This is a genomic window from Myxococcus sp. XM-1-1-1 (assembly GCF_020037095.1).
In the GTDB taxonomy this organism is placed as follows: domain Bacteria; phylum Myxococcota; class Myxococcia; order Myxococcales; family Myxococcaceae; genus Myxococcus; species Myxococcus fulvus.
The window spans coordinates 382,149-402,145 of record NZ_JAIQDH010000002.1 but is presented as its reverse complement, the minus strand read 5'-3'; the positions used below and the strand labels follow the sequence as shown (position 1 = coordinate 402,145).

Below are 19,997 nucleotides of genomic sequence, written 5' to 3'. Positions count from 1 at the left end.
ATGGCGGCCCCACCGCGTCCCACATTGAGTGAGTGTCTGGAGGGCCGGGGGAACAACCTGGACTTCCTTCGCTTCGCGGCGGCCACGGGGGTCATCGTCAGCCATGCGTTCCCGTTGGGCGAGGGCCCCGCGAATTCCTCCGAGCCCCTGATGGACTTCACGCGAGGGCAGCTCTCGCTCGGGCTGGTCTGCGTGGCGGTGTTCCTGGTCATCAGCGGACTGCTCATCACTCGGAGCTGGGAGCGCAGGCCCGACGTCCGAGGCTTCCTCCTGGCGCGCACGCTGCGAATCTTCCCCGGGCTCGCGGTGTCGCTGCTGCTGACCGCCTTCGTGCTCGGCGCCGTGTTCACCACGCGCCCTCTGACGGAGTACTTCTCGTCGCGGGATACATACACCTTCGTCCTGCGCAACCTCACCCTGGTCGAGCCACAATGGACGTTGCCCGGGGTGTTCGAGGCGAACGTGTACCCGGGAGCCGTCAACGGCTCGCTGTGGACGCTGAAGTACGAGGTGGGCTTCTACCTGCTCGTGCTGGGCCTGGGCGTCACGGCCTTGTTGCGCAAGGAGCTGGCGCTGGTGGGTTGGTGTGCCACGGCGGGGTTGTCGTTGCTGCACATCGGTCGGCTGGGCTTCTGGCCGAACCTGGGGCTCGCCTTCGGGGGCGGACTGGTGCTCTACCTCTGGCGCGAGCGCGTGAGGATGAGTCCGTGGATTGCCGCGGGATGTGGGCTGGTGCTCGTGGCCACGTCACTCTTGGGCAAGGGGCTGCCCATCGCCATGGGCTCCTGTGGCGCGTACGTCGTGGTCTACCTCGCGTTCCTCCCAAGCCGACTCGCGAGCTTCGGGCGCTACGGGGACTTCTCCTACGGGCTCTACATCTACGCATTTCCCATACAGCAAGCCGTCGCGGAGCTGATGGGCGGCGACAGCCCGTGGTGGAGGAACGCAGGTCTGGCGTTCCTCCCCACGCTCCTGCTCGCCGTCCTCTCCTGGCGGCTCACCGAAAAGCCCGCCATGTCCCATCGGAGCCGAGAGCTGCCTTCGCGTGTCTCCGACACAGCCCTCACGGCCAACCATACGTCCGCTTACCGTAGAGCATCACCGCGGCAATGAATCCAATGGCCAGAAACCCAAACGCGAAGAACCACGCGATCCCCAGAAGCTGGAAACGACGGGCCTGCACTCCCCCAATTATCACCATGAACTGCCCATACTCGCGCCAGCCCTTGGGCCATCGCCCCATGATGGCCGCCCCCACCAACAAACGCATCCCTACAAGCCCAATTACTCCAAGCACAATCCCGCCTGTGACCGAGATAATCGAAAACACATCCTTAATGTGCACAGGAACACCCTCTCACATGGCTACTTGGCGAGGTTCGTCTTCCAGAGGGTCCAGGTATACGACACCTCAGCACTGACGCCAGCAGAAAGCCCGACACCGGGCCAGCCTCCGATGGTCATCTGTGGGCCTATCGTGTTGTTGACAGGCGAGCCCGGCATCAACGTGGGAGGGGGCGTCCCTGGAGGTGCAGACCCGACGACAGTCTCAGGCTGGGCAAGAGAGCCACCAAGACCAAGATTCAGGATCAGCACATCCACATTCGCGTTGACGCCAAACCCCTCAAGGTCCGAAACGGTGTCCGCTCCTGAATTCAGGGAGAGGAATGGGGACGCACTGAGGCCAGCACCATACCCCAGGCGGGCACCGACAGCTCCCTGCAGCGCGAGATTGAAGTCATCATCAATGGTCAACTCCAGTGTCAAATCCCCTCCGCCCAGGATCCAGCCTCCACCTGTCACCCCAACGCTGAAAGCCCACAGTCCCTCGGGGTCTGCATAGAAGAGCGCATTGTTGTTGGCATACGAATAGACGTACAAACCACGTCCTTCACTCGCGCGCGCCAACAGCCACGTCGAATCCTGCGCCTTCGGTTCAGGGCCGAGATACCGCCCGCTCCTCGGCTCGTAGAACCGGTTCCAGTTCTCGAAGAAGCCCGTCTCCTCGTCATGGTACTGCCCGGAGAAGCGCAGGGGCGTCCACACCGGCGTCGCCCCCACCTGGAAGCGTCGGTACTCCACGCTCCCCAGCGCAGCATCCTGAATCGCCCCCGAGGTCGACGCGGACTGGAAGCGCACCTGCGCACCTCCCGTGGAGCTCGGGACAACCCAGCGGGAGACGGCCTCCGCGGCCCGCACGTTCGTCATCAGCGTCGACGAGCCATCAACCCCGTTCAGCAGGCTCCCAGAGGTATCCGCGAGATAGACGCCGCTCCCCCCCTGCACGTCCAAGACAGGGAACCGGGCCCGCATGTGCGTCACCAGGGCGCTGGAGTTGGGGACCTGCGCCGTTGCCATCAACACATCCTGCCCGGTCGACAAGACCGGCGAGTCTGCCACCAGCGTCGTGCGATTGACCTGCCCATAGGGGTCGTAGTCCGCGACGCCCGTCACACGCCGATAGGAGTCGAGCGCCAGGACGGGCTTCCCCAGCGCATCCGTCACCAGGAAGTAGAGCCCACACGGAGCGGGCTGCCCGTAGCGGGGGCATTCTCCCGCAAAATCCTGCGTACGCCGTTTGTCTTGATCGAACCGGACCTTGAAGAACGCAATCGGCTTGCCGCCGAGCCAGATGTACTCGTCATGCACGGGCACCGCGGTGCTGGGGTTGAACGTCGTGTTCCCCCAGTCCTCGAGCAGCCTCGTCCCATCATGGAAGTACTCGTCCTCGAGAACCCCCGCCGAGGTGCTCACACAATAACGCTTCAGGCGCCTGCGCCCGACCGCATCGTAGAAGTACTCGTAGACACGGTCCTCGCTGTCGGACACCTGGCGGTAGACCGCGCCAATCGCCGCATGCGGTCCGTCCGTGGTCGCATCCAGTGACACGGCATGGAAGGGTGACGCGACGGCATCCGTCCGATTCTTGTAGGTCGCGATCCGGCTCACGCGGCCATCCGGGTCATAGGTGTACCGCTGAGTCACGCCCAACCGGGGCGGACAGATGGAACCTCCGCAATCCACTCCCTCCAGATAGCGCGAGGTCAGCTGATCCACGCGAGAGCCCCCAGCCGCATACTCTCCCTTGAACCGCCAGCCCTCCTGTACATCCAGCAGACGGTTCCCTCGCGCGTCATACTGGTACGCCCGGCTCCCGAAGGAACCACCAGCCGTTGACGACGAGTTCGCGACCTGATGCGCATGCTTCAGTTGCAGCCGCGCGTCGTAACCAGGTGCGCCGCTGGAGGCCTCCGCGTAGCGAATCGAGTTGGGCGGCACATTCCCGGTCTCGAGGACACACGTGTCCTCGCGCAGCAGCTGGTCCGCCTTCCAAGTGTAACCACGCTTGAAGATATCGCCTTGCGCGCCACCGGCCTCCAGCCGGGATACCGTGAGCCCAGAGAGCCGCCCTGTCGTATCCCCGCCGGCCGAGAATGCAGTGCCGTTGCAAGTGGACAAGGGCTGGTTCGCCCCATTGAGGTGGTACTCGACTCGCGCCTTCTGAGCCCCCGCAGGTGCCTTGGGCGCGACGAGGACATAGGAACGGAGCCCGCCGAACGGCTCCCACCGGACCTCCTCCACGACCCGAAGGAGCTGGTCCCACGCCACGCCGTTGAAGAGCACCGCGTCGACGGACTCGATCTGGTGGGGGCGCCCCGATTGGAGAGAATGGTAATTGTAGGCCAGGACGCGCCCCCCGGGATACGCCTCCGAGAGCAGACGCCCTGTGTTGTCGTAATAGCGCCCCGCATTCGGAGCATCTCGGTTGCCGGACTCATAGCAGAGGTCCGTGCGAGCGGGGATTCCAGCGCGCGGCCTGTTCCGAGCGACATGCACAACGTTGCCGTGCGAGTCATAGCGATACCAGCTATCCCCCAAGGAGTCCGTGAGCACCTGGGCGCGCCCCATCGCCTTCGAAGGTCGGGTGGGGGCATAGCCAGGGCACCCCCACGGGGGTGTCACGGTCTGGTCGTAGTAGTACTCGAAGAGCGTCTTCCGGGACTGGACTCCTCCCGAGGACTCGACGGCCTCCGACTTCAGAATCCGCTTCATCTGGTCATACTGATTCTCGACCCACTGGGGCTGCGTGGCAGCTCCCATGGACGGCGTCTGCTTGCGGGTGGGGTTCCCCGCTGCGTCGTACTGATAATGGAAGCGCCCACGCCCCTGCGGCCCCCCCGTGGTCTCCGCCGGTCCCGAACCCCAGGGCGCGTCGATCCGCACGACATTGCCGAAGTCGTCATGCCGGAATCCGAGCAGGGGCTGGTTGCACTGGCTGCAATCCCCCGCGGCACCGCTGCCCTTCGGGCAGCCCTGACGAACCCCCTGCAGATTACCAGCCTTGTCATAGGACAGGCACATCTGGACGGCATCCCCCGTCGAGCTGGTGCCATCCACCGGCTCCAACAGTCCAACAAGACGGTTCAGTCGATCATAGGCAAAGGCCTTGCAGTGCGGACTCGCCGGCTGGCGCGGAACCCCTTCGCCCAGACTGTTGGGGTCGAAGCCGCCGCACCAGGGCTCGGGGTCGACAGCCGCGGGCTGGTACGGCTGCCCCAATCCCACCCGGTTGCCCTGAGCATCGAAGAGGCTCGTCTGCGTATACCGGAGGTCCGACGCGAGGGCCGGACCGGCCGCGCCCCAGGCCTCGAAGGTCTGCCGCTCCAGCGGGTCCCGGTCATAGAAGCGGGTGCGACGAACCTGGTTCGTCTCATCGCGGAAGGTCTCGCTGCGCAGCTTTCCCAGATGGTAGGTGTAGTCGACGCGCTCGGCATGCGTCGCCCCCGACGACAAGCTGGACGTGGCCTTCCACTGCAGCAGGGTCGTGAGCTGGCCGCCCGTGCACCCCTGCCCGGGCAGCGTGTTCTTCCGATAGCACAACACCTCGTAGCGCCCGTCCGCATACCGCAGGTAGTCCCCATGCGTGGCGTTGTCGTCATAGCCGTACTCCGTCGCGGCCTCGAGCTGAGGGTCGCCCGCCGCGGCCGTCTTCCGGACCAGCTTCATCCCTTCGAACTCGAAGCGCGTCACGATGCCATTCGCATCCGTCATTTGAAGCAGGCGGCCACGTGCGTCGTAGTCGTCATAGTGGGTGACGATGGGAGTGGACCCACAGCCCGCCGGGTAGACCTTCTTCGCCTTCATGTGCCCGGCGCGGTCGTCCGCGGCGGAGGCGTCCCAGTACTCGTAGGTGGTGATGGGAACAGCCGCCCCGGCCACACAGGCGGTCGCCGAGCCCGAGGCCACCTCACACGGCCCCATCACCGTCCGGATGCGCCCTTGCGCATCCGACAGCGGCTGCGACGAGCACACGTCCTGGGTCAGATAGTAGGTCCCCACCGAGCGCGCGACGCGACTCCACGAGTTCGACGCAGGGGCGAAGGTCATCGTGTAGCCGCTGCGCACGACGCCCAAAAGTCGATTCGTGACGGGGTCGTACTGCCGCTGGACCACCACATTCAGGCTCGGGTCTTCATCACGGAACGCGGAGGCCGACGTGTCGGAGGCCACCAACTGCTCGAACGCCTGCCGCGCGGCGGGGCGGCCCGCGCCACCATAAAGATAGGTGTACTCCTTCTCCTGCAAGGCCGAGCCACCGTCGAGGTCCGTGGCCCCCAGGGAGACCTTGCGAAGCTCGGCCGGTGGAAGGAAGGCCTTCCCCATCAGGCTCGGCGCCAGTGCCTGATGGTAGACGGTGCGTGAACCATTCGGGTGGAGGGCGCTGCCCGCGGCCTCGACCGTCCGCGTGACGGTCACAGGAAGCTCCTTGACGCGCCAGGAAGCCTGCGCGGGCGGCGACTCCAGCCCCAGACAGGGGACATCACATTGCACGGTGGTCAGCTGGCTGGACATGACCACCCCCTGGTCGCCCAACGGGTCCTGTCCCGCCAGGCTCATCCGGAAACGAGACATCACCTGGTTCACGAAGTAGCCGCTGCCATCCCCCACGCTTCGGCCGTGGGTGGTGAAGTACTGGTCCTGGCTGAGGCAGGACCCCGTCGCGGAGAAGACGCCCGGCTGACAGCCGTTGGCCTCCGCCGTGATGAGATAACGGTTCTTCGTGACGGAGTTGCCCTGTCCATCCGAGTCGTCCAGCACGTCCCCCCGCGCGCCCAGCACCTGGTGTACGACCTGCACCCCGTCCTTGCGAATGCTCCAGACGCCTGCGTCACTGGCCCAATAGCCGTACTCCAGCTTGGAGGCCGTCACAGGCCCCCCGCTCTGGTCCGGCCATTCCGTGGACACCAACAGGCCCGCCACCGGCTGGGGCCCTCCCTGCAGGGAGCGTTGCTCATACTGATAGGTCACCGCGGAAGGTTCGATGGAACCATCGCGCCCCACCAAGTCCACCGCGCGCAGGACACATTCGTGCGTCTTGCCGATGAGGCTCGGGACCCGGGACAGGAGCCGCTGGTAACGGAACACCATCCGGGCGCCATTCGCGGCGCTCACGGAGCTGAGCAACTCGACGTCGGCGCCCCCGGTCTGGGCGATGTCCTGCGATGACCCCTGCCTGCAATCGGAGGGAAGCGCATAGGACAGTCGCGCGATGCGTCGGTGGCAGGAAGCCGCGACATCCGAGCCCGCGTCCTCGAAATACTCGAGGGGACAAGCAGCCTCGTCATACTGGAGCGGTTCGATGAATTGCAGCCGCCAGATGTTCGACGCCGGGTTGTTCGGATCGGGGTTCAGGTAGACATAGCGCCCGTCCCGAGAATGGACGATCAGGGCCCCATCCAAAGACTGGAGGCGGAGGTCCTGCACGGAGCCATTGGCACCGAAGCAGCCATCCACCTCGCAGAAGTCGAAGGTCACCTTCGTTCCAGCGGGCCCACCGTGGACGTCCCAGTAGAAGCCACCACACGTTTCGTCCACCGGGCACGGGAAGCCCAGGTCCTCGCGCAGCTCGATGTAACTATGGAAGTTGTGCGTCCAGCGCAGCCGCGTCTTCTGGGGACTGGTCGTGGTCGGACCCGCAATCCTCCCGAAGGGAGAGATCACACCACTGCTTTCCCAAGCCCCCTGCGGCGGCCCCGCCATGCGCATCAAGGAAAGGGGACCCAAGGCTCCCTTGATGGACAGGTCCACATGCGAGTAGCTGGGCTTGAGCGCGCCGAGCGTGACAGGACTCTCCTCGGACGCGCCATACTCCCCAGGTCCCGCGAGCGGCGGCTGGGGATTGACGGTGAGCTCATCGATCTTGGTCGACAGCTCCTCATCGGTCATCGCGCCGCCGTCATCCACGGCCCACGCGCCGACCGCCGAGAGCAGACCTCCCACCACGACCGCCATGACTGCGCGGTGCATCCGAAATCCACGCCCGCTCTTTGTCTCTTGCGTCATCCTAGACCTCACTCGAACAAACACCTGGGCACACCCCGCCCACAGGCCCCCGGGCCTCGCCACGACTCAAACAGACTTGTCTTTGAATTCCGGCTTTCAGCCCTTACCAGGAGAAGGTCTACAGACGGCTTCCGTCGACCCCGGCACGACACTCACACAACGCCAGCCCGACGGGCAGACTGCGTCCTGCTGACACCACTCGCTGCAGATATGCCCCAAACCCTTCAGGCCGCGGACCTGGATACACAATCCACTCAGACATTCCGCACCACCGTGCTGGGTACAGTCCTCTCCCGCGGCCTTGGTCGCAGCCTGCTTCGTGGAGGCTGGACGCCACTCCCTCACGACCGGGCTCGACTCTCCTTCGGGCTTCGGAGTAGAGGACACATCTTCCGAGAAGGAGTCACACCCTCCGAGCCCCCAGAGCAGAAGCGCCACGATACCCGTCCGGAGGACCCCTCTTGGAAGGGTCCTTCCACCACGCCCCAAGCCCAGCATCGGAGTCTCCCCATTCTTCGACACTCGGCACCCAGGCGTGCCAAGGACAAACCAGAGTCAGTGTCCGCCACAATACCTTGAATGACTAGGAATGACGATAGGGAATCGGTGGATTCGCGTCTCAGAAAGCCATGAGCAAACCATGCGTGAAAAATGACGTGACCAGGAGGCCCCCTACGAACCGTGCCTCCCAATCCGGCGCGCTCCGGGTGCCTCGGGTCGACTTCGCGGGGGCGGGTACGAGCAGCGGCTCCCTGCGCTGGGCGCGGCCTCATTCGGCCGAGGCGCGTCGATGAGCTCGTCTGGCGTCACGGTCATCATCCCCACGTACAACGGAGCCCGGCGCGTGGAGGCGCCACTGCAGGCCCTGGTCGCACAGGAGGCTCCGAGCGGGTGCTTCGAGGTGGTAGTGGTGGACAACAACTCGGCGGACGGGACGGCGGGCGTGGTGGAGCAGAGCGCGTCCGTCGCGGAGCTGCGGCGCCGAGGCGTGGACGTGCGCGTCGTCCCCGAAGCTCACCAGGGGTTGCTCTTCGCGCGCCTGTGCGGAATCCACAGCGCGCGGCGGGAGGTCATCTGCTTCCTGGATGACGACAACATCCCCGAGCCGAACTTCATCGCCGACGGGCTGGCACACTTCGAGGACGCGGGCGTCGGAATGGTGGTGTCGCGCATCTACCCCCGGTACGAGACGCCGCCTCCGCCGAGCATCTCGCGGCGCGAGCACCTGCTGGCCATCAACCACCAGATGGGGGATGCACTCATCGACTTCGGTGCGGAGGCGACGCTCGTGCCGACGATTGGCGCGGGGCTGTGGATGCGCCGCTCGGCTGTTCTCGAGGCGGTCCCCTGGCGGACGCCCGAGCGGCTCATGCCGGGCCGGCTGGGGAAGCGGATGGTGAGTGGGGAGGACATCGAGCTTGGGTATCTGCTCGGCAAGGCGGGGCACCGGCGCATCTACGGGCCCACACTGAAGGTGTGGCACGTCATCCCGAGCACCCGATTCGAGACGCGCTACTTCATCCGGCTCATCATGGGCGTCGTGCGCAGCGAGAGGACTCTCCAGGCGCGCTACCTGGGGCGCCACAGGGGCGCACTCTCCCGGCTGAAGGAGTGTGTGAGCCTGGTCGGGGCGGGTCTCGCGAGCCCGGCGCTGGCGCTCCGAGGAGACCCGGTGCGCGAGGTGTTGTTCGTGCTCGCGAGCCGCTGGGCGCAGGTACAGGGGCCGTATGCGCAGTTGCACGAGTCGCGTTGACTGACGCGCCTGGCGCTCCGGCTACGGTCTATGCCACGTCAGGCTCGACCAGCAGCGCCGCGCCAATCGCGCCTGAGAGCTCACCCAGTTCCGCAACCAGCACCGGCGGCTGTCGCTCCGTCATGAAGACATGGGGGCTCATGGCCTCGTGAATCAGCCCGGCGTATCTGGCGCCCAGGCGTGAGCCCAATCCTCCGCCCAGGATGACGGCCTCCACGTCCAGCAGGTTGATGGCCGACGCGATTCCGACACCCAGCATGTGCACCGCGCGCTCGATGAGCTTCGTGGCCAGCGCGTCCTCCTCCTCCAACGCCTTCTTCCAGATGCTGCTCGTCAACCGAGTGCGCTGCTTCTTGCGCATCAGCTCGAACAACTGCGTCTTCTCGCCCTTCTCCTCCGCTTTACGCGCGTCACGCTCCAGGTTTCCGCGTCCGGCGTACGCCTCCATGCAACCCCGCCGGCCACATCCACACCGCGCCCCTCCGGGCTTCACCACCATGTGGCCAATCTCTCCGGCCGCCCCTCGGCCTCGCCAGGGAACACCGTCCAACACCAATCCTCCCCCCACCCCGGTGCCCCACCACACCCCCAGCACCGAGCGATAGGGACGCCCCGCCCCCAGCCGATACTCCGCCGCCACCGCCACCTGGACGTCGTTGCCCAACACCACCTCACCTCGGGTCAGCTCGGACAGACTCCCCGCCAGCGGAAACGGAGCCGTCCATCCACGCCCCACGTTGCTCACCCGCGCCAGCGTCCCCGCGTTCGCATCCACCGCCCCAGGCGCCCCCACGCCGACGCCTCCCAATCGCGTCAGCCGCAGCCCCGCCGTCTGCACCGCCTCCTCCAGCGCGCCGTACATCTCGCGCACCACGTCCTCCGGCTCGCCCTGCGTGGGCGTCGGATGCCTCGCGTGACCTATCGGCTTGCCGTGCCCGTCGATGACCACGGCTTCGATCTTCGTCCCGCCCAGGTCGATGCCTCCCCACACCTTCCCGCGTCGCGGAGTTCGCGACCTGCGAGACGCCACCGTCCTCTTCGAGCGGACCCGATCCATGTCCAGCCTCCGAGCAAGGGCCACACAAACGTCCCTCGGAAGATGCGCAGACCTCGCTCCGTCCGGCAGCCCGTAGGGCCGCCTGCTGTGGAGACACTCCGGACGGACAAGGCCCTGGCCGCTCGGCCGGACTCAGCGACTTCGGACGACGTGAGCCAGTCGCCTCGCCGCCACCTTGGGCAGGAACCCCAACAGATAGCGCCACCGGGGAACCTCCCGATGGAACGGCAGCCCCCGCCAGTACAAGTCCAGCGCGAGGTCCATCCGCTGGTGGTCCACCATCACGTGTGACACGTGCCGCGTGGCGTACAGCAACATCTCCAGCCGCTCGCGCCTGCGCTCAGGGCCTCCGGGATAGCGCCCCAGTCGCTCCTGCATCAACTGGTACGCCATGCCCTGATGGGCCGACTCCAACATCGTCGACTCGGAGCCGTGGTGCTGGCGATAGCCCACCATCACCGGCGAGCGCACCCACGCGAAGCCCCGCTCCGTCCCCAACCGGAACAGCAGGTCGTAGTCCTCCGCGACGATGCGCAGTGGCGTGAAGCCCTCCACCTTTCGCAGCGCCTCCGTCCGCACCGCCAGCACACAGGCCGTGCGCGGCGTCCGGTCCAGGGCGCTCGCCAGATAGTCCGCGAACGGTGACGCGCGCACGGGCTCACGGACCACCCGCGCCAGCTCCGACTCGTCACGGAACGTCACCGACGTGCCCATCACCACCGTCGGGCTCCCGTGCTCCTCGAGCACCTGCCGATACGACGACAGTGTCCACGGGAACCACAGGTCGTCGCTGTCCAGGAACACCACGTACGCGCCCCGGGCCGCCTCGATGCCCCGATTGCGCGCGACTCCCGGTCCCGCGTTCACCTGCTGGAGCACCCTCACGCGCTCGCCCAGCCGCGACAGGACCTCCAGCGTGTCGTCCGTGGAGCCGTCGTCCACGACGAGCACCTCGTAGTCCCGCTCCTCCTGCGCGAACACCGATGCCAGCGTCCGCTCCAACAGCCGCGCCCGGTTGTACGTGGGGATGACGACGGAGAAGAAGGGCATGTCCTCAGACCCGCGTCCGCAGCCCCATCTCGGAGATGCGCAGGAACGTGGCGAGTTGCCGCCGATACTCCGTCAACTCCATGCGCCCTCGCAGCAACGTCTGCGTCAGCACCAGCGAGTTGTACGGCAACGTCCCCACCAGGATGGCGCGCAGCATCCACTCGCGCATCCGACCGTGGTGCTTGCGGAAGTACGCCACCCGCGTGCGCCACAGCTCCACGCGCACCTTGTCCGGCCCCGTGGCCGAGGGACGGAACGAGCGGCTCGTCAGGTGCGTAATCACCGCCTCCGGACAGAAGGCCACCTCCCAGCCCGCCTTCCACGCCCGGACACACCAGTCCGTGTCCTCCGTGTTCCCCAGGGGTGACATCGCCTCGTCGAGCAGCCCCACCTCCGCCAGCGTCTCCTCGCGCACCACGATGCACGCGCCGAGCACCCAGTTCACCCGAGCATCCTCGTGCCCGTACTGCGCCGGGTCGATGTCCTTGCGCTTCAGGAAGTGCAACGGACGCGGCAGGAACACCAGGTCGAACAGCTGCCCCGACAACGACATCGGACGGAAGGTGCAGTTCTGGATGGTGCCATCCGCGTTCAACAGCCGCGCGCCCGCCATCCCCACCCGCGGGTTCTCGTCCATGAACCGCACCAGCGAATCGAACGCCCCCTCGTGCACGATGGTGTCGTCATTGAAGATGCAGAAGTAGCGGCCCGACGCCTGCCGCAGCACCTGGTTGTGGTTGGCGGAGAACCCCTTGCGCGCGGTGTTGAAGAGCCAGCGCACCTGCGGAAAGTCGCGCCGCATCGCCTCCACGCCCCGGCCGTCCGTGGCGTTGTCCACCACCCACACCTCGAAGGTGCACTCGCGCGTCGTCGCGTACAGCGTCCGCAGGCAGTCGTGCAGCAGCTCCGGGTTGCTGTGATTGACGATGGAGATGATCAGGTCGGGCTTCGACATCGAATGCCTCACGTCCTTCATGACGCCGGGCTCGCCGGCGCGGACCGGGCCGCGCGTCGCGCCCGGACGAACTCGATGATGTCTCGCACCTCGCCCACCATGGAACGCAGCCCCGGGAGCCACTCACGCGCGAGGACGAGCAACAGGAACGACACCCCGCCCACGCCCCACCGCGCCCAATCTCCCTCAGGGCCCCATTTCAGCGCCACCAGCGCGGACACCGCCAGCAGGAGCCCCACCGAGACCAGCGGCTCCACCACCTGCCACATCAACCCTCGCAGCCCCGGGTTCAGGTGCGACACTCGCCACGCCGTCACCCCGACCTCGAGCATCGACACCACCAGGCCCACCGGGCCGATTCCCTCCAGCCCCCAGCGATGGATGGCCCAGGTGCCGAGACTCCACTTCGCCACGCCGATGCCCACCACCACCGCGAAGCGCTCCCAGGGCCGACCACCCGCGTTCTGCGCCGTGGCCAACAGCCCCGTGAGCGTGATGAGCAGACACTCCAGCGTGAACCACTGCACCAGCGGCACCGCGGCAATCCAGCGCTGCCCGAAGAACAGCGGCACCAACACCGGCATCCCCAGCACCGCTACCGGCAACGTCAGGAGCAGCGCCGCGGACAGTCGTCGCAACGAGGTCTTCAGGTACTCCGCGAACCCGCTCGGGTCATCCTGCATCCGGCAGTACGCGGGGAAGGCCACACGGTTGAGGACCACGCTCAGCATCATCGGCGTGGAGGCGAGCGCCCAGGCCCAGTTCACCAACCCCACCACGTCCTTGCCCAGCACCTGCCCCACCACCAAGGGCACCCAGCCCGCGACCAGCGCCGCCACCAGCGGAGGCAGTTGGAACGCCAGCCCGTATCCCAGCAGCCGCTTCAACACGTCCCGCTGGAAAGTCCCGCTCGGACGCCACGGGGACGCCCACGCGATGCAGACGAGCCCCACGGCGCCTCGGATGAGCGAGCCCACCACCAACGCCCAGGCCCCCATCCCCGCCGCCGCCAGGGCCAGGGTGCCGGCCACCTGCGCCACGTTCTCCACCAGCTCCGCTCGCGCGATGGTCGGGAACGCGAGCTTCCGCTCCAACGCCATCAACGGAATCACGCGCAGCGACGACAGGAACAATCCCAGCGCCATGGCCCAGACCATCGGCACGGCTTCCGCGCCCAGCGCGTAGCCCTCGGTGAGCACCGGCGCCATCGCACACACCGCGGCCACGATGACGGCGGTGAGGGCCTGGTGGCTCCAGAAGATGGTGAAGGTCTCGTCCTGGGTGGGCTCATGCGACTGACGCACCAGCGCGGCGCTCAGGCCCAGGTCGCCCAGGAACACCCCTAGCGAGCTGGCGTAGGCGACGATGCCGAACAAGCCGTAGTCCGAGGGGAACAACAGCCGGGAGAGCGCCAGCGCACTGATGACCCGCAGCCCTTGCGAGGCCACGGTGCGCAGCACGAGGACGACCATGCCCTTCAGGGCACGGGCCTTGACCTCGCCGGTGTTCACCTGGGGTGCCGCGGTCGCATTCATCGCAATGGGGGGCTGTCTGCTTCCGAGCCGCGGTGAGAAGGCCGGCCTGCGTGGACGGCACCCGCCCGCGCTCGAGGCTCGAATGAGGGTTCGATGGTAGCGAGGCCCCTCTCCCCTCACAAGCGACACGCGCGTGTGCCGCGTGGGTCACCAGAGGACCAGGGCCCGCTCGGCCGCCAGGGTGCCGCACTCGTGGTTGCCACCCAGGAAGGCGCGAGGCTACGGTCCGCCCGCCATGTCACCGAGCCCATCCCTCTTCCAGTTCCTCAAGCGCGAGGTCCTCGTCGCCGAGCACGAGGTGTTCCACCGCACGCTGCGAGAGACGCTCGTGGGCACCTGCGACAGCGTGCTCGACATCGGCTGCGGCTCGGGCTCTCCCTTGAAGCACATCTCCCACGAGTTCTCGCGCACCGTGGGCGTCGATGGCTACACCGCGAGCATCGAGCGCAGCCGCGCCGCGGGCATCCATCAGGAATACCACCAGTTGGACCTGCTCCAGGTGGGGCAGCACTTCGCGCCCAAGAGCTTCGACGCGGTCATCGCGCTCGACGTCATCGAGCACTTCGACAAGCCCGAGGGCTATCGGCTGCTGGAGATGATGGAGTCGCTCGCACGCAAGCGCGTCGTCATCTTCACGCCCAACGGATTCCTGCCGCAGGACGAGTGGGACAACAACGTGCACCAGGTGCACCGCTCGGGTTGGGAGGTCTATGACTTCGAGCTGCGCGGCTACCGTGTCACCGGAATGAGCGGCCTGAAGCCGCTGCGCGGAGACTTCGCGCTGCCGCGCATCCGGCCCGCGCGCCTGGGCAGCCGCCTGTCCATCCTCACCGAGCCGCTGGCGACGCGTGTTCCGCAGCTCGCCTTCCAGCTCTTCGCCGTCCGCGACATGGAGGCCTCCTGAACCGTGGAGGCCCCCACGTGGCACCTGCTCACGGGTGAGTATCCGCCCCAGCCCGGCGGCGTCAGTGATTACACGGCCCTCGTCGCCCGGGGGCTCACGCTCCGAGGTCAGAGGGTCCACGTCTGGGCTCCCGGCGATGCGGGCACGCTCGACGAGCAGGGCGTCACCGTCCACCGCATTCCCGGGATCTTCACGCCGCCGGGATTGGTCCGCCTGACGCGTGAGCTGGACCGGTGTCCGGGGCCTCGGCGATTGTTGCTCCAGTACGTGCCGCATGCCTTCGGGATGAAGGCGATGAACGTGCCGTTCTGCGCCTGGTTCTCCTCGCGGGTGCGGGACGAGCGCTGGGTGTTCTTCCACGAGATCGTCTACCCGTGGAGTCTCGGTTCGCCGGTGCGCCATCAGGTGCTCGCGGGCGTCACCCGTGTGATGGCGCGGCTGGTGGCCCGGGACGCTCGGCGCATGTTCGTCTCCATTCCCACCTGGGCGGACCATCTCCCCTCCGCGATTCGCGGACGCGCGGAATGGAGGCCGGTTCCCAGCACGCTGCCCACGGAGGTGCCCGAGGACCTCGTGCGCAGGATGCGCGAGGAGTTGGGCGCGGGCCTCTGGCTGGGCCACTTCGGTACCTATGGGGCCGCGATTCGAGGGCCGCTCGAGACGGTGCTCGTGTCGCTGCTGCGCGCGGATGAGCGGCGGCGTTTCCTGCTGTTGGGTCGAGGCAGTCGGCACGTCGCGCGGGAGCTGGGCGAGCAGCATCCGGAGCTCGCCGCGCGAATCGTCGCACGAGAGGACCTCGCGCCCCTGCTGCTCGCTGCGCACCTGTCCGCGATGGACGTGTTGATTCAGCCCTACCCGGATGGGGTCAGCACCCGACGCACGTCCACCATGGCGGGACTGGCGCTGGGCCGCGCGCTCGTCACGCAGACGGGACTCCTGACGGAGCCGCTCTGGCGTGAGTCGGGCGCCGTCGCGCTCGCGGGGGATACGAGTCCCGGTGCGATGATTGAAGTCGCCGAACGGCTCCTCGCTCGGCCGGAGGAACACGTGGCGCTCGGTGAGCGCGCGGCTCGGCTGTATCGGGAGCGCTTCGCGCTGGAGCACACCGTGGAGACGCTCCTCTCGGATATCGGGAGTCGTTCGTGACGACGTCACTCGAGCTCGCGGTGCTGATGGACCCTCGTGAGGAGGGCTGGCACAGCATGGACCTGGTGGGCGAGGCACTCCTGGAGGAGCTCGCTGCACACCCTTCCGAAGTCTCCGCGCATGCGCTTCGTCCACCCATCCCCTCCGTGGCGCGACGGATGCCGGGAGTGGGCGCGCGGAACGCCGCGTTCAATGTGGACCGGCTGCTGACCCGCTTCGGGCTCTATCCGGCGCGGGCGCTGCTCTCACGGCCCTGGTTCGACGCCTTCCATGTCGTGGACCACAGCTATGCACAGCTTGTCCACGCGCTCCCGGCTTCACGCACGGGCGTCTACTGTCACGACCTGGATGCGTTTCGCTCCGTCGTGGAGCCACACCGTGAGCAGCGGCCCGCATGGTTCCGACTCCTGGCACGGGCGCAGCTCCGTGGTCTCGAGCGCGCCGCCATCGTCTTCCACAACTCCCAGGCCGTTCGTGATGAGCTTCTCGCCCACGGACTCGTCGACCCAGCGCACCTGGTCTGGGCGCCACTCGGAACCTCGCCGGAGTACAGGCCCGAGCCCGTCGCTGGCGACCAGAGCGAACAGGTGCTCGCGTCCCTCGGTGGACGGCCGTATCTGTTGCACGTCGGGAGCGCGATTCCACGCAAGCGACTGGACGTCCTCTTCGAAGTGTTCGCCGCGCTGCGCGCACGGCACCCGGACCTGCGGCTCGTCCAGCAAGGTGGCGCGCTGAATGCGGCGCAGCGAGAGCAGGTCGCCCGACTGGGAATGGGTGATGCGCTGGTGCAGGCGCCCTTCCAGGCTCGCGCCACGCTCGCGGGCATGTACCGACGTGCGAAGGCCGTGCTCATCACGAGCGAGGCCGAGGGCTTCGGCCTTCCCCTCATCGAGGCCCTCGCCTGCGGCGTCCCCGTGGTGGCGAGTGACCTGCCCGTGCTGCGCGAAGTGGGCGCGGACACGTGTCTCTACTGCCCTGTCGGCGACCTCGCTGCGTGGACGATGACCGTTGACGCGCTTCTCTCGGGGAAGCTGTCCCCGCCTCCACTAGACGCCCGCCTCGCTCGCGCGGCGCGCTTCACGTGGAAGGCTCACGGTCGAACCATCCTGGACGCGTATCAGCACCTCTTGCGCTGAAACCGACACACGGCTCACAGCGTGACGTGGTGCTCGATGAACGCGCCCGCGTGAATCTCCAGCGAGCCGCTGTACGTCGTCGCGGCATCCCGGCCCCGCACCTCCAGCCGATGGATGCCCTCGGGCAGCTCGAGCACGTAGCGCTCCCCGTGACTCTTCCCGTTCACGAGCACCTCCCTCAGCGGAGGCCCGCTCACCCTGAGCACCACGGTGCCCGTCCCTGGCACCTCGCTCACCAGCGCCGGAGTCGACTGGCGACGCATGGAGGCCGCTCGCGCCTGTGACAGGAACGCCCAGCCTCCGACCACCAGCACCAGCGCCAGCGCTCCGCCCATCCACCACTTGCGCGAACGCCGAGGACGCACCGTGCGGTGGTCCAACGCCGTCTGCTCCAGCAACATCGTGGGCGCTTCCACATTCGTCCGCTGGTCCGAATCCGCAGCCGGGGCGCGGCGCTCAGGCATCCTCGCCCGCCGCACCTTCGCCTTGGGAGGCGCCTGCAACGGCGCCATGGAGAGCCGCGTGGCCCCTTCCGAGAAGCTCGCGAGGATGCCCTTCAGTTCCCGACGCACCGCCTCCGCCGACGTGGGCCGCGCCGAGGGAGCCTTCTCCAAGAGCCGCGCCACCAGCGCCGCCAGCGAGGCATTCACCTCCCGATAACGCGACACGGGCGGAGGCGGCGTGCGGACATGCTGCAGCACGATGCCCATCGCCGACTCCCCCTCGAAGGGCAGCCGCTTCGTGAGCATCTCGAAGGCCATCACCCCCACCGCGTACAGGTCCGTCTGCGGACTCACCTGCTGACCACAGGCCTGCTCCGGCGCGATGTACTCCGGCGTCCCCACCAACGCGTTGGCGTGCGTCTGCGGCGTGCTCCCGTACGGCGCCTCGCTGCGCTTCGCGATGCCGAAGTCGAGCACCTTCACCGACTCCGAGCCATCCCCCTCACGCACCAGGAACACGTTGCCGGGCTTGAGGTCGCGGTGGATGACGCCCACGCCGTGCGCCGCGCCCAGCGCGCTCAACAGCGCATCGAGAATGCGGATGACCTCCACCTCCAGCATCGGCGCGCGCTGCAGGAGCACCTCATCCAACGGCGCACCGTCCAGGTACTCCATCACCAGGTACTGGCCCACGTCGGGGATGGAGCCGAAGCCGAAGATGTCGATGATGCCGCGATGACGGACGGCCGCCGCCGAGCGCGCCTCCGTGGCCAAATCCCTCGCGCGCCCCCCCTCGACGTAGTCCGGGCGGATCACCTTCACGGCCACCCGGCGACCGATGACGGCGTGCTCGCCCTCGTAGACGATGCCCATGCCGCCGTGGCCGATGCGGCGCTTGATGAGGTAGTCGCCCACCTTCGTGCCCACGAGCACGTCGCGCGTGACGGAGTCCTCCCACGTCATGTCGCCCGCGGGAGCCTTCGCCACCAGCGGCCGCACGACCTCCGTGCGCGTCTGCCGGCCTCGCTTGAACGTGGCCTCATCCGTGTCGTCACGCGACTCGGAGCGGTACGCCCCCGCGCCAGCGGCGACACCCGCACGAAAAACCTCGCGCGGGCACACCGTCACTCCCGGCCTGTGGTTCGCACCACAGCGAGGACATTTACGCGCAGGACTCATCGTCGCTCGCATCATGGCCCGGCAAGCAGGCCGGAAGCCATCTCACCCGCGGGTCTCCCAACGGCTCGGAAAACACTTTTCTGGATTCACTTCTCTGGCTTGATTTCATTTCCAAGACATCGCGGCATCCCCATGAGTCCTTGACGGACTGTGACCCAGGGGTGCGGTCCCGCACGACTTCATGAACCCTCATTGACGCCCTCGAAGGGCTCTGCTTCGGTCCATCACGCGTGCGCGTCCTCTTCCTCAATCCTGTAGGTATTGTCGGCGGCGCGGAGCGCGCGTTGCTCGATTTGATGTCCTGCCTGCGCGAGCTGGACGCGGGGCTGTCGCTCCACCTGTTCTCGGGGACAGAGGGGCCGCTGCTGGAGCAGGCCCGTCGGCTGGGCGTGGACGCGCGCTGCCTGCCACTGCCCGAGCGCCTGTCGAGCCTGGGGGACAGCGCGCTGCGCGGACAGAACCTGGGAGATACGCTGCGCTTCGCGAGCAAGCTGCTCCCGGTGCCCGCCCTGCTCGCGAGCCACGGACACGTGCTGCGACGCGAGGTCTCTCGCCTGCGCCCGGACCTCATCCACTCCAACGGCATCAAGTCCCACCTGCTGAGTGCCGTCACCGCGGGCCTTCCGCTCCGGCGCGTCTGGCACGTCCACGACTTCCTCGGTGAGCGTCCCCTGGTGCGACGTGCGATGGGCGCCCTCGCACCGCTGGCCTCGGCGGCCATCGCCAACTCGCGAGCCGTGGGAGACGACACCCGTGAGGTGCTCCCCAAGGTGCCCGTGCAGGTCGTCTACAACGGCGTGGACGTGAGCCGCTTCGCGCCGGACACGGGAGACACCGCCGACCTGGACGCGCTCGCGGGCCTGCCTCCCGCCCCGGTGGGGACGTCGCGCGTGGGACTCGTCGCCACCTATGCACGCTGGAAGGGCCAGGACCTCTTCCTGGAGGCCGCCGAGGCGCTGACGCGCGTGGAGCCGTCGCTGCCCGTGCGCTTCTATGTCGTCGGCTCGCCGCTGTACCAGACGGCGGGCTCGCAGTTCTCTGAGGACGAGCTGCGTCGCCTCATCGCGCGGCGCAACCTCACCGGACGCGTTGAGCTGGTGCCCTTCCAGCCCGACTCCGCGCCCGTCTACCGCGCGCTGGACGTCTTCGTACACGCCAGCACGCGGCGCGAGCCCTTCGGCCTCACCATCGCGGAGGCCCTGGCCTGCGCGCGTCCCTCCATCGTCTCGCGCGCGAGCGGCGCCGCCGAGGCCCTCACCGATGGCGTGGACGCGCTCACGCTGACACCAAACGATGCCCCTGCCCTGGCGGAGGCGCTGCGTCGGCTGCTGACCGATGCGTCCCTGCGTGCCCGGTTGGGCGCCGCGGCCCGGAGCACCGCCGTGGAGCGCTTCTCCCGCCAGCGCTACGCCCGCGAGATTCTCGCCGTGTACCGCTCGCTGCTGGGCGGACAGCCCGCCTCTCGCGCGGGTTGACCACCCTGGGGGGCTCTGGT

The 19,997-nt window shown here is 67.6% G+C and carries 12 protein-coding genes; 6 read left to right on the top strand and 6 right to left on the bottom strand.

Annotated features, from left to right (window positions below; all coding sequences use genetic code 11):
* Positions 1–1,113 (top strand): acyltransferase, encoded by a 1,113-nt coding sequence (locus K8640_RS05640; protein WP_223746129.1) that lies wholly within the window; start codon positions 1–3, stop codon positions 1,111–1,113.
* Between the two features lie 252 nt (positions 1,114–1,365).
* Here the strand turns inward: K8640_RS05640 and K8640_RS05635 are convergent, their stop codons facing one another.
* Positions 1,366–7,308 carry an RHS repeat-associated core domain-containing protein gene (locus tag K8640_RS05635; RefSeq protein WP_223746128.1) on the bottom strand — a complete coding sequence of 1,981 codons (5,943 nt, stop codon included), beginning with the start codon at positions 7,306–7,308 and terminating at the stop codon, positions 1,366–1,368.
* A gap of 826 nt (positions 7,309–8,134) precedes the next feature.
* On the opposite strand from K8640_RS05635, the gene K8640_RS05630 reads away from it, so the two are divergent.
* Positions 8,135–9,097 carry a glycosyltransferase gene (locus tag K8640_RS05630; protein ID WP_223746127.1) on the top strand — a complete coding sequence of 321 codons (963 nt, stop codon included), beginning with the start codon at positions 8,135–8,137 and terminating at the stop codon, positions 9,095–9,097.
* Between the two features lie 28 nt (positions 9,098–9,125).
* On the opposite strand, the gene K8640_RS05625 is transcribed toward K8640_RS05630, so the two are convergent.
* From K8640_RS05625 to K8640_RS05610, 4 genes are all read right to left on the bottom strand, one after another.
* Complete coding sequence (locus K8640_RS05625; protein ID WP_223746126.1) at positions 9,126–10,154, bottom strand: ROK family protein; 1,029 nt, start codon at positions 10,152–10,154, stop codon at positions 9,126–9,128.
* 132 nt (positions 10,155–10,286) lie between these two features.
* Positions 10,287–11,204, bottom strand: a complete 918-nt coding sequence (locus tag K8640_RS05620; RefSeq protein ID WP_223746125.1) for a glycosyltransferase family A protein — start codon at positions 11,202–11,204, stop codon at positions 10,287–10,289.
* A gap of 4 nt (positions 11,205–11,208) precedes the next feature.
* Positions 11,209–12,159 (bottom strand): glycosyltransferase family 2 protein, encoded by a 951-nt coding sequence (locus K8640_RS05615; RefSeq protein WP_223746124.1) that lies wholly within the window; start codon positions 12,157–12,159, stop codon positions 11,209–11,211.
* 17 nt (positions 12,160–12,176) lie between these two features.
* Positions 12,177–13,694, bottom strand: coding sequence for an oligosaccharide flippase family protein (locus K8640_RS05610; RefSeq protein ID WP_223746123.1), 1,518 nt, complete (start codon positions 13,692–13,694; stop codon positions 12,177–12,179).
* Positions 13,695–13,929: 235 nt separating this feature from the next.
* On the opposite strand from K8640_RS05610, the gene K8640_RS05605 reads away from it, so the two are divergent.
* Genes K8640_RS05605 through K8640_RS05595 form a run of 3 tightly spaced genes read left to right on the top strand, consistent with a single transcriptional unit; the run spans position 13,930 to position 16,880 of the window.
* Positions 13,930–14,598 (top strand): bifunctional 2-polyprenyl-6-hydroxyphenol methylase/3-demethylubiquinol 3-O-methyltransferase UbiG, encoded by a 669-nt coding sequence (locus tag K8640_RS05605; protein WP_223746122.1) that lies wholly within the window; start codon positions 13,930–13,932, stop codon positions 14,596–14,598.
* A 3-nt stretch (positions 14,599–14,601) separates the two neighbouring features.
* On the top strand, positions 14,602–15,744 hold the full coding sequence (locus K8640_RS05600; RefSeq protein WP_223746121.1) for a glycosyltransferase: 1,143 nt from the start codon (positions 14,602–14,604) through the stop codon (positions 15,742–15,744).
* A gap of 26 nt (positions 15,745–15,770) precedes the next feature.
* Positions 15,771–16,880 (top strand): glycosyltransferase family 1 protein, encoded by a 1,110-nt coding sequence (locus K8640_RS05595; RefSeq protein ID WP_223746473.1) that lies wholly within the window; start codon positions 15,771–15,773, stop codon positions 16,878–16,880.
* A 14-nt stretch (positions 16,881–16,894) separates the two neighbouring features.
* On the opposite strand, the gene K8640_RS05590 is transcribed toward K8640_RS05595, so the two are convergent.
* Positions 16,895–18,445, bottom strand: a complete 1,551-nt coding sequence (locus tag K8640_RS05590) for a serine/threonine-protein kinase (protein ID WP_223746120.1) — start codon at positions 18,443–18,445, stop codon at positions 16,895–16,897.
* Positions 18,446–18,732: 287 nt separating this feature from the next.
* On the opposite strand from K8640_RS05590, the gene K8640_RS05585 reads away from it, so the two are divergent.
* Positions 18,733–19,977, top strand: coding sequence for a glycosyltransferase family 4 protein (locus K8640_RS05585; RefSeq protein ID WP_223746119.1), 1,245 nt, complete (start codon positions 18,733–18,735; stop codon positions 19,975–19,977).
* Positions 19,978–19,997 lie beyond the last annotated feature (20 nt).

Bases quoted from the DNA above. Each gene is read 5' to 3' on its own strand.
- K8640_RS05640 (WP_223746129.1), top strand. From the start codon at position 1: ATGGCGGCCCCACCGCGTCCCACATTGAGTGAGTGTCTGGAGGGCCGG.
- K8640_RS05635 (WP_223746128.1), bottom strand. From the start codon at position 7,308: ATGCACCGCGCAGTCATGGCGGTCGTGGTGGGAGGTCTGCTCTCGGCG.
- K8640_RS05630 (WP_223746127.1), top strand. From the start codon at position 8,135: ATGAGCTCGTCTGGCGTCACGGTCATCATCCCCACGTACAACGGAGCC.
- K8640_RS05625 (WP_223746126.1), bottom strand. From the start codon at position 10,154: ATGGATCGGGTCCGCTCGAAGAGGACGGTGGCGTCTCGCAGGTCGCGA.
- K8640_RS05620 (WP_223746125.1), bottom strand. From the start codon at position 11,204: ATGCCCTTCTTCTCCGTCGTCATCCCCACGTACAACCGGGCGCGGCTG.
- K8640_RS05615 (WP_223746124.1), bottom strand. From the start codon at position 12,159: ATGTCGAAGCCCGACCTGATCATCTCCATCGTCAATCACAGCAACCCG.
- K8640_RS05610 (WP_223746123.1), bottom strand. From the start codon at position 13,694: ATGAATGCGACCGCGGCACCCCAGGTGAACACCGGCGAGGTCAAGGCC.
- K8640_RS05605 (WP_223746122.1), top strand. From the start codon at position 13,930: ATGTCACCGAGCCCATCCCTCTTCCAGTTCCTCAAGCGCGAGGTCCTC.
- K8640_RS05595 (WP_223746473.1), top strand. From the start codon at position 15,771: ATGGACCCTCGTGAGGAGGGCTGGCACAGCATGGACCTGGTGGGCGAG.